This is a genomic window from Streptococcus sanguinis, assembly GCF_050225395.1.
In the GTDB taxonomy this organism is placed as follows: Bacteria; Bacillota; Bacilli; order Lactobacillales; family Streptococcaceae; genus Streptococcus.
In genome coordinates this window covers 80,514-95,070 of record NZ_CP071431.1, presented here as the reverse complement: position 1 = coordinate 95,070, position 14,557 = coordinate 80,514, and the positions used below count along the sequence as shown (strand labels likewise).

The window sequence follows — 14,557 nt, the reverse complement described above, 5'->3', positions numbered from 1 at the left end:
ATAAGCTGATGTTTTTGTTTTTTATAATCCCAAGTAATCCTCGACTGCTGCCTGCATTTGGTCTGCAGCGACCGTCGTTTTGTGACGCACTGGGGCTGTTTCTAAGCCATCCACAGCTGGTGGCAAGGCTACACCAGAAAGTTCGTGCAGTTGGTCCAAAGCCTCAAAATCACTAAGTCCTGTTTGGCCAGTCACAGCCTCAACAGCCACAACTGGGAATTTATAAGGACTAGCGGTAGACGCGATAACAGTCTTGCGCTGATCACCTGTTTCTGCCAAGTATTTTTGATAGACAGCAGACGCAACGGCAGTATGAGGGTCTTCGATGTAGTCAGATTCTTGATAGACCCGCTTGATTTCAGCTGCTGTTTCTTGCTCTGTCGCATAATCAGCCGCAAAGAGCTCTAAAATCTCAGCGTCAAAGTCCGTCAGTTCATACTGTCCATGCTCATTCAGGGCCGCCATCAAGGCAGCTGTTTTCTCAGCGCTGTTACCAGACAGGTGGAAAATCAAACGCTCCAAGTTAGAGGAAACCAAAATATCCATGGATGGACTAGATGTCACCTTGAAGCTCCGCTTCTTGTCATAAACCTGAGTCTTGAAGAAGTCTGTCAGAACATTGTTTTCATTTGATGCGCAGATTAGCTTGCCAACTGGCAGACCAATTTGCTTGGCATAGTAGGCCGCCAGGATATTACCAAAATTACCAGTCGGAACGGTAACGTTTACCTTGTCTCCTGCTGTTATTTCTCCCGTCTTTACTAGCTGAGCATAAGCATAGACATAGTAAACAATCTGCGGCACCAAACGGCCGATATTCATGGAATTAGCTGATGAAAACTGGAGTTTGTGCTCCAAGAGACGAGCTCGTAGGTCTGTGTCATTGAACATGTGCTTGACATTGGTCTGGGCATCGTCAAAGTTGCCATCAATGGCCACCACATGCGTATTGGCACCTGTCTGCGTCGTCATTTGCAGCTCTTGGACCTTGCTGACACCATCTTTCGGATAAAAGACGATAATCTCAGTTCCTGGAACATCCGCAAATCCTGCCATAGCCGCCTTGCCTGTGTCGCCAGAAGTCGCCGTCAAAATGACAATTTTGTTTTCCAAGCCGTGCTTTTTGGCCGCGGTTGTCATCAAGTGAGGCAGGATAGACAAAGCCATATCCTTGAAGGCAATGGTCGCTCCGTGGAAAAGCTCTAGATTGTACTGACCAGCCAGCTTGACCAAGGGAGCAATAGCCGCATCATCAAACTTGCTGTCGTAGGCTTGGTTGATACAGTGGTCCAGCTCCGCTTCAGAAAAATCATCCAAAAATGCAGATAAAACCAGCTTGGCTACTTCCTGATAAGAAGCGTCTTTGAGCTTGGCAAAATCCAAATCGACCTGCGGATAGGTAATGGGCGTAAAGAGCCCACCATCTGTTGCCAAGCCTTGCAGAATCGCCTGGCTGGCTGTTACTCTATTCTTTTCGTCGCGTGTTGATTGATAAACTAAGGTCATTCTCTCTCATCCTTTATCTGTAGTTCGCTTTATTATACCAAAATTTATCAGAAAATTCTCGCTTTTTCACAGAGAATATCAGAAAAAGCCCATTTCTGGGCTTGTATCCATCTTATTCATTCATAGATACGTGAACGTGGTCGTAATGGTTTTCAGTTACGCTGCCACGGTCTGGCATTTGGTTCCAAGTATTAGCTGGTCCATAAATGCTTTCAAATGGTGCATAGAACTGTTGCTGCCAGATAACGTAAGAGATTCCTCTTTCAGTCATGTTAGAAGTAACATCGGCTGCGACCTGGTTTCCTAATTCAGTATTGTCACCAACGATAAAATCAGCTGCCAAGCCCTTACCATGATCTCCGCTATCACCTGGGCGGTAAAGACTAAATTCTGTAATGCCATATTTAGCTGCTATTTCTTCTTTCAGAGCTGCAGTCTGTGGCTGAAGACCTTCATTAGCAGAATTGTTAGTTGTCACGCTAGCAGCGTCTGTTACAGCTGGAGCATTGTAAGTTGTTGGCTCAACAGCGGCAGTTGCTTGACTGACCTGGTCTTGGCCTAATTCAGTCACTTCTGGAGCTGCCTCTGCTGGTGCTTCTGGACTTGCAGCAACTACTGGCTCCGGTGCTGCTTCTACTGGAGTGGCTGCATTTGCTTCCGCAGCTGGGGCTGCTTCACTTGCAACTTCTGCTACTGGGGCAGGAGCTTCTTCAGCAGGCGCTGGTGCTTGGTCTGCTGGAGCTGCAACAGCTTCCTCAGCAGCCGGAGCTGGAGTTTCTGCTGCTTGAGCCGGTGCCGCTGGAGCGGCTTGTTCAGTACCAAAAATCTCGCTAGCCGTATAATCTTCCGTTACCAATCCTGCATTATTTCCTGCTTGGTAGCTTTGGATTTCTACAGAGGTAATTTCGTTGTGTCCATTTGTTGTAATAGTCAAAACAGTACCTGGGAAAATCAAGTCTGCATTAGCAATTTGGTTAATTTTAGCCAAGTCAACAAGATCAATGTTCATCGCTTGAGCGATATTTCCCAAAGTGTCTCCATATTGAACAGTGTACGTTTGTTGGTTTTCATTACTTGTAATATCCGCTTTAATTTGCTCAACTGTTCTGGCAGTCCAGTTTTGTGGCTGCTCCTCAGCTCGCGTTGTCAACAAAGGCAATGCTGACAAAGCAACAGTTGAAGCCAAAAGTAAATTCTTATTCATTTTCATATGCAAAATGCACCTTCCTAATCATTCATGATACGAAAACCATCTTACCATAAATCTTCTAAGAAAAAAGCCTTTTTCGACCTATTTAACAAAACTGTCTGCCCCCTGTAATATGGAGATTTGTTTGTAACATATAAAAACAGGCAACAAGCAAAAGAACCCCATTTGGAGAGGTTCTGTTTTTTCTTTTGGGCTTATTTGAATTTTTCTACTCTGGTAAACTAAACCCGACCTAAGCTCTTGGCAAAAAAGATAAAATCCCTAGAAGCTATCGCTTCTTCGTCTATTTTCCTATTTTTGCTGTGAGCTCTTAACGGTCTTGGTATCTTACTTCACCTTCATCATTCGGACGAGGCTGGCCCGTTCAGCTTCTTCCAGTTTCATTTCGATGTAGTAGATGGTTTCTTTGAGGTCAGGGATGGTAGCATACTCTAGTCCGTTGACCCGGCGGCGGGTTTTCTCGATTTCATCCGCCATGAGCTGGCAGCTTTTCTCAATTTCAGCCAGTCGCAGCAGGTCAGGGAGCAGATCGCTCATGCTTTCAATGGTTTCATCCATCTGGCTATTAGACGCCACATAGCTATAAACCACGTCTCCCTCGTCATCAGTATGCGGATTGTCAATATGGGCGTACACCTTGGGCACGCGCACACTCATGATGTTCTCAGTCTCCACATGCAGATTGACCTCCCGCGTGGGCACAGCAAAAATCTCCTCGACCATGAGGTCGCTCTCCAGCGCCTTGGCCATGACAAAATCCTGCAGATGACCAACCAGAGCGGATTCGACCTTTTGGCGGAGCTGATTGTTCTCACGGACAGACTCAATGAAGCGCCGCATCAGCTCATCCCGCTTGTCCTTGAGCAGTTTATGCCCACGGACAGCCGTTTTGAGACGGGCTTTTAAGTTATTCAGCTCCATCCGAGTCGGCTTGACATTGAGTCGCGTCATCTTTCTTCCTCCTTGGTCTGCGGCAGGTATTGGTCAATCATATCGTCCTTGATCCGCTTAAGCTCTGTTCTTGGTAAGATGGACAGGAGTTCCCAACCCAGATCCAAGCTTTCCTCAATGGTTCGATTGGTCTGGAAACCTTGATTGATGTATTCCTGCTCGAAGCGGTCAGTAAAGCGCACATAGAGCTTGTCCGTTTCGGACAGGGCGGATTCCCCCAGAACGACAGCCAGCTCCTTGGCCTGCTTGCCTTGGGCATAGGCAGCAAAAAGCTGGTTCATAGTCGCGGCATGGTCTCCCCTGGTCTTGCCCTCACCAGAACCCTTGTCCTTGAGACGAGACAGAGATGGCAGGACATTGATGGGCGGACGATAGCCGCTGTTGTAAAGATCACGTGAAAGGATAATCTGACCTTCCGTAATATAGCCCGTCAAGTCTGGAATCGGATGGGTAATATCGTCCTCTGGCATGGACAGGATTGGAATCTGCGTCACTGAGCCTTTCTTGCCGACCAGACGTCCAGCCCGCTCATAAAGAGTGGACAGGTTAGTATAGAGGTAACCCGGATACCCACGACGGCCCGGCACCTCACGACGAGCTGCGGAAACTTCCCGCAGGGCTTCACAATAGTTGGTCATGTCGGTCATGATGACCAGAACGTGCATGTCCTTTTCATAAGCTAGGTACTCGGCTGCTGTCAGGGCAATCCGCGGCGTTGCAATCCGCTCGATAGCCGGGTCATTAGCCAGATTGATAAAGAGCACCGAGCGGTCAATGGCTCCCGTCTCCCGGAGGTCATTCATGAAGAACTCAGCTTCTTCAAAGGTAATCCCCATGGCCGCAAAGACCACGGCGAAGTTTTCATCAGAGTTGAGTACGGTAGCCTGACGGGCGATTTGAGCAGCTAATTCCTTGTGGGGCAGACCAGAGCCAGAGAATACTGGCAGTTTTTGCCCCCGAACCAAGGTGTTAAGGTGGTCGATGGCCGAGATACCGGTCTGGATAAACTCGTCCGGATAGTCGCGAGCTACTGGATTGATGGCTTGACCGTCAATATCCAGATATTTTTCTGGCAGGATAGCTGGACCACCATCAATTGGCTTGCCCATTCCATTGAAAATCCGTCCCACCATGTCTTCTGACACTGGCAGCTCTAGCGGACGGCCGGTAAAGCGGACCTTGGCTTTTTCCAAATTGATGCCGCTTGATCCCTCAAAAAGCTGGACCATAGCCTTGTCTTCTTGGACTTCCAGAACCTGGCCCTGACGCTTGCTGCCGTCATGCAGCTGGATTTCTACCAATTCATTGAAATGCACACCAGCAACCTGGTCGACAATCATCAGAGGGCCGACAACTTCACTGACGGTGCGGTATTCTTTAATGACGCTCATTGTCTAGTCCTCCTTGGGCAAGAATCTGGTGCAGGGTTTCCTCGATAGTCTGACTGAGAGCCTGAATTTTTTCCAGCTGGTCTTCATGGATAAACTTGCTGCGGGCAATTCGGTCACGCAGCTCCACCGTTCCTTCCATGATTTCCCGGAAATAAGCTCCCAGCTCCAAGGCACGATTGGCCTCCGCATCGAAGGTCAGGATATTGCTCAATAAAGCCACCTGTTTTTTGAAAGAAGTATAGGTGTCCACATCATCAAAGGCATTCTGCTGCAGATAGTCCTCACGGATCATCTTGGCTGCATTCATGGTCAGCCGGTCCTTTTCAGACAAGGAATCCAAGCCCACCAAACGCACGATTTCCTGCAGTTCGCTTTCCTTTTGCAGGATATTCATGGCCTTGGTCACCTTTTCTGCCCAAGCAATCTTCTCATGCTGGTCGATATAGGCTCCCACTTCGTCTAGGTAGAGCGAGTAAGAGCTCAGCCAGTTGATAGCTGGGAAATGCCGGCGTTGAGCCAGCTGGGCATCCAAGCCCCAGAAAACCTTGACAATCCGCAGGGTATTTTGCGTCACCGGCTCAGAAATATCTCCACCCGGAGGTGATACAGCCCCAATAGCAGTAATAGAGCCTTCACGCGCAGTCGAACCGAGCGTTTTGACCCGGCCAGCCCGCTCGTAATACTCAGCAATCCGGCTGCCGAGATAGGCAGGATAGCCTTCGTCACCCGGCATTTCTTCCAGACGGCCAGACATTTCCCGCAGGGCTTCTGCCCAGCGAGAGGTAGAGTCCGCCATGATGGCCACGGAGTAGCCCATGTCACGGAAGTATTCTGCGATCGTAATCCCTGTGTAAATCGATGCTTCCCGGGCTGCCACCGGCATATTGGAAGTGTTGGCAATCAGCACCGTCCGCTGCATGATGGACTGGCCAGTTGCTGGGTCAATTAGTTCTGGAAATTCATTAAGTACGTCGGTCATCTCATTGCCACGCTCACCGCAGCCGACATAGATAACGATGTCAACATTGGCAAACTTGGCCACCTGGTGCTGGACGACAGTCTTACCAGCCCCGAAAGGTCCTGGTACGGCTGCTGCTCCGCCCTTGGTTACTGGGAAGAAGGTATCGATGACCCGCTGACCAGTCACCAAAGGCTCAACTGGAATCAGCTTCTGAGCAAAAGGGCGCCCGCGACGGACTGGCCATTTTTGCATGAGAGTCCCTTTAAAGACAGAACCATCCGCCTGCTCAATCTCGTAAACAGTCTCTTCAACAGTGAAACTGCCAGCTGAGATATTGGTCAAACGTCCACTGACTCCAACTGGCACCATGATGCGGTGCTCCACCAGATTGGTCTCCTGCACCGTTCCCAGAATATCGCCGGACTCAACCGCATCTCCGACAGACAGACCTGGAACAAAATCCCACTTAGCCTCTCGATCTAGATTTGGCAGTTGGACACCACGGACGAGGAAGTCACTCTTCGTGATGTTTTGGAAACGCTCCAAAGGCCGCTGAATTCCGTCAAACATCTGGGAAATCAGACCTGGTCCCAGTTCAACAGACAGAGGGCTTCCAGTCGTGATGACCGGCTCTCCCGGCCCCAAGCCAGAAGTTTCTTCATAAACCTGAATAGAGGCTTGGTCCCGCCGCATTTCAATAATTTCACCGATCAGCCCCAAATCGCCAACCCGGCAGATATCCTGAATATTCGCTTCCTGCATCCCTGATGCCAGCACCAGAGGACCAGAAACTTTGATAATCTTTCCTTGACTCACAATCTTCCTCCATTCTTGGGAGATTTTTCTTGCTTCTACATGAAAATCAAAGCTCAAACTAAGCAACAGTTTGAATTTCATTTCCAAAGAGTGTTTTTTTGATTCTTGCCACGAGTTTGAAATCTTTCTTAGCTAGCTCTAGGGCAAGGATTGTTTCTTTTTATTTTAAAAATCAGATAAGGCTTTTATTTGCTGGCCCTTTTCGTCGAAATTGTCTGAGCTTAGCCATTTTTCTAGACGACCCTTGACGGCCGGCCAATCCGTGTCAATCATAGACAGCCAGTCCGTGTCTCGGTTGCGCCCCTTATAGACAACCGCCTGGCGAAACCTACCTTCATAGGTGAAACCAAGCCGCTCTGCTGCCCGTCTTGACGGCTGATTGAGGGCATCGCATTTCCATTCATAGCGGCGATACTCCAGCCCTTCAAAGACATAGCGTGCCAGCAAGTACTGAGCTTCAGTAGCCAGTCTGGTGCGCTTCAGCTCGGGCGAATAGGTCACCGCTCCCACTTCGATAACGCGGTTATTTCGGTCAATCCTCATCAAGGCAAAAGTTCCTAAAGTCTTACCGCTCTCCTTGTCCACAATTGCATAGTGAAAACGATCCTGTGCTACCAGCATCTGATCTAGCAGCTGAGACCATTCTACCTGACTTTGGGCAGGATTTTGAAAGAGATAGGTCCACATATCCGCAGGAGAATCCGGACCATACACTTCATACAAATCCGCTCCATGCTTGTCCTTGGATAGACGCTCGATAATAACATACTGGCCTTCGATTCGCTCCAAATTAGGCAAGTCCCCCGGCTGAAAATCCGGCAGAGCATCCCCAATAGGTTGACCTAGTTCATTGATTCGCATAAAAACCTCACAATATATCTTGTCCGACAGCCTTTTCGACATTTTCATGAATCCGCGAAAGAGCCAGTCCCGTGCTCCCCTTATGGGTAGGAATGAGCACAAGAGCAGGAATCTCCAGCTGGTCATAGTAGGCCAGGGTTTCTGGAATATCCGCAGCCATATCCTCCGTCAGATAGATAATGCCGAAATCTTCACGGGCGAGCCGACGCAGGGTATTGACCGTCTCCTGAGCTTCCTTCACCGGAAAGGTCTGAAAACCAATCAGCTTAAAAGGGAGGATGGTGTCGCGATTCCCCACAACAGCAATCTTGTAGCTAGTCTTGTCCATAAATCGGTCGCATCCTTTCTCTGATAAGCTCTACCGGCAGCTGATTGTCCATGCCAGTCAAAATCAGCCGCAGATTCTTGACTTCCAGCTCCTTGCCCAGCAGATAGCGGGCCAGAGGGAGCGGTCCATCTGTCTCAAACTGACCAGCCGCAAGCAACTTAACCTGCAAGAGGTCCGCTAGATATTCTAGCTCTACTGTCGTCAAGGTCTGGTTCCGCATTTTTTCCTCGTAGGAGCGCAGATCCAGATCGTAACCGCAGGGATTGACCTGGCTAAACCAAGTCAAGAAATCTCCCTGCTCTGCCATGGCAATCCAGTTGGCAGCAGAGAGGCTCCCTTCATCAGACAGGAGCTGCCTCATAAAGCTGCGCGGTTTTTCCAAGCCAACAGCCCGCTTGACCGTGATGGCATTGTAAAAATCAATAGTCAGATTCACCAGCTGCAGCAGGCTCTCATCTTCCAACTCCTGTGTCAGGCGCTTGAGATGCTGGAAGTAGGCCATGTCCATGCCAATCTCCAGCACGCGCACATCCTGATAATCCTGGTATTCCTGCCAGGTCGCAAGCACCTCGTCCAGCATGAAATCTGGACAATACTCAGCCGAAAAGGCCATGACCAAGTGCTCCAAAACCTCCAGCGAATAGGTCCCCACCGACATCAGCAAATGCTCCAAGGACTGACCTGTCGCCCGACCCTTGAGAAGCACTTTGAGATTGTGGTAAGTATAGCGGAGCGTGAAAATCTCCACCAGCTCCTTGCTAGGACTAATCTCGAGCGCCCAATTATAAACGGAATACAAATGCTTCATCAGCACCTGCTCAATGGCATTGAGATCCTTAATCGCTTCAGCATCCATGGCGTAGACCGTTCCCTGCAGAAGAGCCGAACGGCTAGCAGCATCGTCAGCCTGCAGCAATTGTTCATATTGCTGGGGCGTCAAAAAGGAAGCCTCCTGCACACTAATGGCTGTATTGACTTGAGAGAAGTTTTTTTCACTCATGGTCCGCCTCCTATTCTGCCTGGTCTTTGAAAATATCCTGAGCCAGACGGTAGCTTTCCTCCTGCCAGACTGAGTCCAGCAAGTCACGATAGAGATAACTGTCATCCACCCGTCCCTGACTTAGTACAAAACCTGCCTGACCGGCTATGGACTGGTCTGAAAAGTGTACTTGCGGAAAGGCCTTTTTCAAGCCTTCTAACTGGCTGGAGCTGAATTTCTCAGCTGATAGAGCACCGAAAACCAGTATCAACTCTTTCTCTGGGTATTTAGCCAAGACACTCTTCAGAAAACGCTCTTCTTCAGCTGGTGACCAAGCCATCATCTGAGCATAGGCCTCCTCAAAAAGCTCTCTGAGAACCCGTTGCTTGATGACCAGAGTAGACTGGCGCTTTTGATTTTCCAGCTGCTGAATATCGCGCTGGCTGCGCCGGCTAATTTCTTTCAGCTGCTGCTCTCGCTGTCCAAGCTTTTGCCGAACCAGCTGGGCCTCACGTTCCTTGGCTTCCTGTTCTATTTTCTCAGTAGCCTCGGCCAAAAGCAGACGCCCCTTCTCGTGAGCCTGCTCCAAGACAGAAGCTTTGAGATCTGATATGTCAGACATAAAAGCCTCCTTACTTCACATTCAGAACCATGATGAAGGAAACAACGAAGGCCAAGATGGCGTAGGTTTCAACCATGGCCGCTAAGATAACCCCTTTCATGACCTCTTCCGGACGCTTGGCCAAAATCTGAATACCAGCTGTCGCCACTCGTCCTTGATGCTTGGCTGAAAAGTAACCAACAATCGCAACTGGCAAAGCAGCTAGGAAATAAGCCACGCCTGATTGCAGAGCCAATTCTGGCTTGATATTAAAGAAGACGGTAATCCCGATAACAAAGCCGTAGAGACCTTGGGTACCTGGCAAAAGCTGTAAAATCAGAGCTTGAGCGAATTTTTCTGGCTGCTCTTTCAAGAGGGCTGCTGCTGCCTGACCAGTGCTTCCAACACCCAGAGCTGAGCCCATTCCGCTGAGAAAGACTGCCAATGCTACTCCCAGACCTGCAAAAAAGGCGCCGCCGTAAGTTCCAAAATATGATGCTAAATGTTCCATGATTTACTCCTATGAAAATGCTGTAATCGTCGTAAAACCAACAGCTAGTTGAATGAATAATACTTGTTTTGATGTTTTAGAAAGTGTTTTTATAAAGATGAGCTTATCATCTCTTACCATAGTTCCTAATCTTTATTTCTTGCTTTGCTGAACGTATTTCTCGCTAGGCTTGAGCGGAGTGAAAGGCTTGCCACCGCCGTCGTAGAATTTTCCAAAGAATTCCACGAAAATCAAACGCGCTCCGTGTACATAACCGGACAGAAAAGATAGAAACATATTGACCAGATGCAAAGCAATAAAGAGCAGAATGCCAATGCTAAAGCGAGCGACAGGTGGAAAGAGGCTGACAATAAGGTTAAAGGCCGAGCCAATGCTGGCTCCCGAAAGTCCCAGAGCCATCAGCCGTGTAAAGCTGACAAGGTCTCCTACATAGCCGCTAACATTGTAGAGATTAAAGAGACCTGACCCCAATCCTGCCAAGCTTTTAGCACTGACAATGGATACTGCCAGTATGCCCAGAGCATTGATGATGGCCAGCCACTGACCAATCGTTGCTGCAAAGGCCAAGGATGGGAAGAAATTTCCCAAGGCCAAGAGTAGCAGCCCCAGCAAAATCAACACCCAAGCAAAGCCTGCATTATAAGCTTCTGCATAATCCTTGATGCGGATATTTTTCAGACCGCTGAGGAAGAGGCCCGCCAGCACTGTAACAAAGCCAAAGACGACCGAAATAACCAGAATCGTCATGGCATCAGAGCTGGTACTAATCAGAGCAAAGGGCAGTTCAAAGCCAAAGAAAGAGCCATAAACCAGTCCCCAGATGATGACTGCTACGCCCAGCAGGCGGAAGAATCGCAGATTCTTAGCCAACCCCGGCTTGACATGCAAGAAGTTCAGCGCCAGACTGGTGCCCACAAAGAGCAAAAGACCGTAGCCAATATCAGCAACCATCATGCCAAAGAATACAAAATAAAATAGGGAAACGACAGGAGTAGGATCCTTGTCACCATATTTAGGCAAGGAATACATCTCTGTCACAAGCTCGAAGGGCTCCACCAAGACATTGTTTTTTAGCTTGGTCGGAACCTTATCTTCCTCATCCTGTCGAATCTCTCTGGTCTGGATGAGAATACTCTGACCAAACTGCTCTGTCAAGCAAGCCTCAAGAGCTTGAACTTGATTGCTTTCGATCCAGCCTTCCAAGGCTGCCAGATTTTGCGTGCTGGCTAACTGATTCTTACTTTCTTGACGGGAGGAGAGATTGCAGAGATAGTCCAGCTGAACCTTGAGTTGATCCAGTTCATTCTTGGAAGCTGCCAGACTCTTAGTCATAGCATCTGCCACAGCCTCCTGCTGTCGAATATTGGCCTTGAGCTGGGCTATCCGCTCAGCAGGCAGTTCCGCATGGTCATACTCAAAAGGCTTAAAGCCATACTCTTTCAAGATTTTGCGAACTTCTTCCAAAGAGCCTGTCTTGTAAAAAATAAGAACCCCATGCTCCGTATCATTGGTAAAGACTTCCTGAAACTTCAGGTCGGGATGTGCTCCCAGAGTCAGGCGCAGAGCATCGTCGTCTGTATTGGGAATCGTCCCAATCAAAGCTCCCAAATGGCTGAAAGTCGCAGCTACTTGCGGTGTTAGCTCCAGTGGCTCCCACTTCTCCAGCGCAGCCACTTCCAAGCAATAAGCTTCTATCTGACCTTTGGCCTCTTGCAAGACCTTGAGCTGTTTGCTGATTCCTTCCAGCAGCGCCACCTCATCGCGAGCCTTCCCTGCCTGCTCTAAAGCAGCAAAAGACAGTTCCAAAGGTTCTTCTTTTAAGGATCCCAGCAGTTTCTTTTTGGGCATAAAAGGCTCCAGCTCTGCAATTAGCCTCTCGAGCTTTTCCTGACGACTGAGCAAATCCTGCTGAGATAGCTGCTGATCCGGTCGGCCGACTAAAGTCTGCTCAAAGGCTGCCTGCCAGTCCTCTTCCTTCCGCAAGTCATGAATCTGAACAGACTCTAAACCCTGTAGGTAAAAGAGAAGCTGATCCAGCAGTTCCTTGGGCAAAAGCAGAGACAGCTGCCGCATTTGACTAATGGCCATAAGCTTCTACCACCTTCTCTACAATGGCTCGCGCCAGGTCTGCTTTTTTGTCTGTCAGCGTGGCCGCAACCTTGTCCTCATTTTGCTGGGTTATCTGCTCCAGGTCTTGCTGCAGGAGCACCAACTTTTGCTGGGAACTCGCAGTTAATTCCTCTGCCAGCTTCTGCGTTTCATCGTCATAGGTCAGCCCCAGCTGCCTGAGATCTTCATCTACCTGCTGCCGCAGCTCCTGAGCCTGCGTCCTGTAGCCCATCAAAACTTCTTCTGCAGCAGTTTCAATTTCCTGCATTTTTTCAAGTGTTTCATTGGCCATCTATTCACCCCCTCGTTTTCAAAAAACTTCGAAAACGGATTTTAAAATCTGCATTCCTGGCTGACTGTCCAACCATCTGGCAAACTCATCTTCTGGAATACAGCTTCGTACTTGCATAAATTATATCATATTCTTTCTGAAAACATCTTTTTCAAACAGAGTTTTTCTCCTGATTCAGAAAATGTTGAACAGCGCCTAATCGTCCGGCTTCATTCCCTAGGGCTGCTGCCACCAACTCTCTAGGCAAAAAGCGCGGATCTACTACTTGCTGCTTCATCAGACTTTCAAGACGTGGCAGAATAAGCTCAGAACGAGCTAATATGCCGCCGCCGACAATCAACACCTCTGGATTTAGAATATAGGATAGCGTTAAGAGACCTTTAGCTAGGCGACCTAAGAAAATATCAAGTGTTTCCTGCGCCAGCTTATCTCCTTGGTCTACCGCCGCAAAAAAACTACGCCCAGTATGGCCTTGTTCACCTGTCTTTTGGCTGTATAATGCTAACAAGGCAGTTGTTGAGGCCTGGGTTTGCCAGTCCTGTCCATCTTCCATGGGCAGATAGCCTACCTCACCAGCGGTATAGGTGGATCCATTGACAATTTTTCCATCATAGATAATGCCACCGCCAATGCCTGTACCGACAGTAATCATAACCGCAGAAGCATGACCTTTGGCAGCACCTAGCCAAGCCTCACCCAGAGCAGCACAATTAACATCATTTTCAATCGCAATCGGCAAACCAAATTCTTTTAAAACCCGACTACGGAAATCTGTCCCAATATAACCTGGAATGGTATAGCCTGCGTAACTGATTTTCCCAGCCTGGCTGTCAACTACACCAGCAGATGAAATCGCTACTCCATCTAGCTCAAACTTCTCCTTATAAAATGCTATTAGCTGGCAAACCTGCTCTAAAATCTGATTCGTTTTCTTTTCAAAATCGATCTCAGTAGTAACTTCTCGAAACTCATTTAGACTACGTCCATCAGACCGATAGAGATCTGCTTTAATCGTTGTCCCACCGATATCTATTCCTACAATATTCACGATTCATGCTCCTTCTCTTCTTGATTTTCTTCTAAAGCTGAAAGTGTATTTGTAAAGATTTGGCTGCGATAATCTCGGTCTAAATCTATATAATAGGCATAGAAAATGTCCATCACAACTAAAACCGGAAACTGAGGAGAGATATTATTGCCCTGTGCCAAGTGCTTCTTGACAGCTACTAGGACCAATTCATCACACTGCTGCCTCAAGTCGTCGCTGTTATTGGAAGTTACCAGCACAGTCTTGGCTCCGACTTTTTTGGCATTCTGAATAGCCTGCGTGATAATTTTAGTCTCGCCAGATATGGAAATGCCAATAACCAGACAGTCCGGATCCAGCATGACTCTATTCACCCGAATCATATGGTCGTCCGTAATGGCCTTACAAACCATTCCCAACCGCATGAAGCGAAACTCCATTTCCCGAGCCACTAAGCCTGAACTCCCCTGCCCGTAGATATAGACTCGACCAGCATTGTTGAGCATATCCCCAACGCGCAGGAACTGTTCTTCGTCAATCAAGGAAAAAGTCTTATTGAGCAATTCGCCATAATCAGACAAGACATTTCTCGTCAAATCCCTACTGACATTTTTACTTTCTGAGCTGGATTCCTGAAATTCAAAGATAAACTGCCGGTAGCCTGAAAAGCCACATTTTTTGGCGAAGCGAGTCAGAGAAGGCACAGAGACATAGAGCTTCTGAGACACCGCCTGAGCCGATAGATCAGCTGTCAGTGCCTCATCAGACAGAAAATAATCTGCAATCTTCTTTTCCAGGTGTGTCAGACTACCATATACAGACTCAATCACTGGCAAAATGTTTTTTTCCAAAGAAACCATCAGACATTTTCCTCCTGCAACTATTTTCTTTATTCTACCACTTTCTCAAAAGTAATTCCAACCCTTCCTTGCTAGAATTCTCCAGCAGAAAATAAAGTTCAAAACTGACTAAAAAAGCTGGGGCAGCATGTTAAGAACAATCCGTCTTTCTCAT

The 14,557-nt window shown here is 48.2% G+C and carries 14 protein-coding genes; all 14 read right to left on the bottom strand.

Features of this window, described 5'->3' with window-relative positions:
• Positions 1-21: 21 nt before the first annotated feature.
• A complete protein-coding gene (gene thrC / locus J1C81_RS00555; RefSeq protein ID WP_002916748.1) occupies positions 22-1,506 on the bottom strand; it encodes a threonine synthase in 1,485 nt (494 codons plus the stop codon).
• Positions 1,507-1,618: 112 nt separating this feature from the next.
• A complete protein-coding gene (locus J1C81_RS00550; protein ID WP_002916749.1) occupies positions 1,619-2,716 on the bottom strand; it encodes a LysM peptidoglycan-binding domain-containing protein in 1,098 nt (365 codons plus the stop codon).
• A gap of 327 nt (positions 2,717-3,043) precedes the next feature.
• Entirely contained in the window at positions 3,044-3,667 is a 624-nt protein-coding gene (locus tag J1C81_RS00545; RefSeq protein WP_002916750.1) for a V-type ATP synthase subunit D, read from the bottom strand.
• Positions 3,664-5,058, bottom strand: a complete 1,395-nt coding sequence (locus tag J1C81_RS00540) for a V-type ATP synthase subunit B (RefSeq protein ID WP_002902006.1) — start codon at positions 5,056-5,058, stop codon at positions 3,664-3,666. The genes J1C81_RS00545 and J1C81_RS00540 overlap by 4 nt, the downstream gene beginning before the upstream one ends.
• Complete coding sequence (locus J1C81_RS00535) at positions 5,045-6,835, bottom strand: V-type ATP synthase subunit A (protein ID WP_032909468.1); 1,791 nt, start codon at positions 6,833-6,835, stop codon at positions 5,045-5,047. Before J1C81_RS00535 ends, J1C81_RS00540 begins: the two co-directional genes overlap by 14 nt.
• Positions 6,836-7,000: 165 nt before the next feature.
• Entirely contained in the window at positions 7,001-7,696 is a 696-nt protein-coding gene (locus J1C81_RS00530) for a GNAT family N-acetyltransferase (protein WP_002911403.1), read from the bottom strand.
• 7 nt (positions 7,697-7,703) lie between these two features.
• Positions 7,704-8,024, bottom strand: coding sequence for a V-type ATP synthase subunit F (locus J1C81_RS00525; RefSeq protein ID WP_002894448.1), 321 nt, complete (start codon positions 8,022-8,024; stop codon positions 7,704-7,706).
• Positions 8,011-9,024 carry a V-type ATPase subunit gene (locus J1C81_RS00520; protein WP_002916751.1) on the bottom strand — a complete coding sequence of 338 codons (1,014 nt, stop codon included), beginning with the start codon at positions 9,022-9,024 and terminating at the stop codon, positions 8,011-8,013. The genes J1C81_RS00525 and J1C81_RS00520 overlap by 14 nt, the downstream gene beginning before the upstream one ends.
• A gap of 10 nt (positions 9,025-9,034) precedes the next feature.
• Complete coding sequence (locus tag J1C81_RS00515; protein WP_002916752.1) at positions 9,035-9,625, bottom strand: hypothetical protein; 591 nt, start codon at positions 9,623-9,625, stop codon at positions 9,035-9,037.
• Between the two features lie 10 nt (positions 9,626-9,635).
• Positions 9,636-10,115 (bottom strand): V-type ATP synthase subunit K, encoded by a 480-nt coding sequence (locus tag J1C81_RS00510; protein WP_002898768.1) that lies wholly within the window; start codon positions 10,113-10,115, stop codon positions 9,636-9,638.
• Between the two features lie 132 nt (positions 10,116-10,247).
• Positions 10,248-12,203: a V-type ATP synthase subunit I gene (locus J1C81_RS00505; protein WP_002916753.1), complete on the bottom strand. Its 1,956-nt coding sequence runs from the start codon at positions 12,201-12,203 to the stop codon at positions 10,248-10,250.
• Positions 12,193-12,516 (bottom strand): hypothetical protein, encoded by a 324-nt coding sequence (locus J1C81_RS00500; protein ID WP_002916754.1) that lies wholly within the window; start codon positions 12,514-12,516, stop codon positions 12,193-12,195. Before J1C81_RS00500 ends, J1C81_RS00505 begins: the two co-directional genes overlap by 11 nt.
• Positions 12,517-12,667: 151 nt before the next feature.
• Positions 12,668-13,564, bottom strand: a complete 897-nt coding sequence (locus J1C81_RS00495; protein ID WP_002916755.1) for an ROK family protein — start codon at positions 13,562-13,564, stop codon at positions 12,668-12,670.
• Positions 13,561-14,403 carry a MurR/RpiR family transcriptional regulator gene (locus J1C81_RS00490; RefSeq protein WP_002901994.1) on the bottom strand — a complete coding sequence of 281 codons (843 nt, stop codon included), beginning with the start codon at positions 14,401-14,403 and terminating at the stop codon, positions 13,561-13,563. Before J1C81_RS00490 ends, J1C81_RS00495 begins: the two co-directional genes overlap by 4 nt.
• Positions 14,404-14,557: the final 154 nt, after the last annotated feature.

What these genes read in the sequence shown, in the direction of transcription:
- thrC (WP_002916748.1), bottom strand. Translation starts at nt 1,506, where the DNA reads ATGACCTTAGTTTATCAATCAACACGCGACGAAAAGAATAGAGTAACA.
- J1C81_RS00550 (WP_002916749.1), bottom strand. Translation starts at nt 2,716, where the DNA reads ATGAAAATGAATAAGAATTTACTTTTGGCTTCAACTGTTGCTTTGTCA.
- J1C81_RS00545 (WP_002916750.1), bottom strand. Translation starts at nt 3,667, where the DNA reads ATGACGCGACTCAATGTCAAGCCGACTCGGATGGAGCTGAATAACTTA.
- J1C81_RS00540 (WP_002902006.1), bottom strand. Translation starts at nt 5,058, where the DNA reads ATGAGCGTCATTAAAGAATACCGCACCGTCAGTGAAGTTGTCGGCCCT.
- J1C81_RS00530 (WP_002911403.1), bottom strand. Translation starts at nt 7,696, where the DNA reads ATGCGAATCAATGAACTAGGTCAACCTATTGGGGATGCTCTGCCGGAT.
- J1C81_RS00525 (WP_002894448.1), bottom strand. Translation starts at nt 8,024, where the DNA reads ATGGACAAGACTAGCTACAAGATTGCTGTTGTGGGGAATCGCGACACC.
- J1C81_RS00520 (WP_002916751.1), bottom strand. Translation starts at nt 9,024, where the DNA reads ATGAGTGAAAAAAACTTCTCTCAAGTCAATACAGCCATTAGTGTGCAG.
- J1C81_RS00515 (WP_002916752.1), bottom strand. Translation starts at nt 9,625, where the DNA reads ATGTCTGACATATCAGATCTCAAAGCTTCTGTCTTGGAGCAGGCTCAC.
- J1C81_RS00510 (WP_002898768.1), bottom strand. Translation starts at nt 10,115, where the DNA reads ATGGAACATTTAGCATCATATTTTGGAACTTACGGCGGCGCCTTTTTT.
- J1C81_RS00505 (WP_002916753.1), bottom strand. Translation starts at nt 12,203, where the DNA reads ATGGCCATTAGTCAAATGCGGCAGCTGTCTCTGCTTTTGCCCAAGGAA.
- J1C81_RS00500 (WP_002916754.1), bottom strand. Translation starts at nt 12,516, where the DNA reads ATGGCCAATGAAACACTTGAAAAAATGCAGGAAATTGAAACTGCTGCA.
- J1C81_RS00490 (WP_002901994.1), bottom strand. Translation starts at nt 14,403, where the DNA reads ATGGTTTCTTTGGAAAAAAACATTTTGCCAGTGATTGAGTCTGTATAT.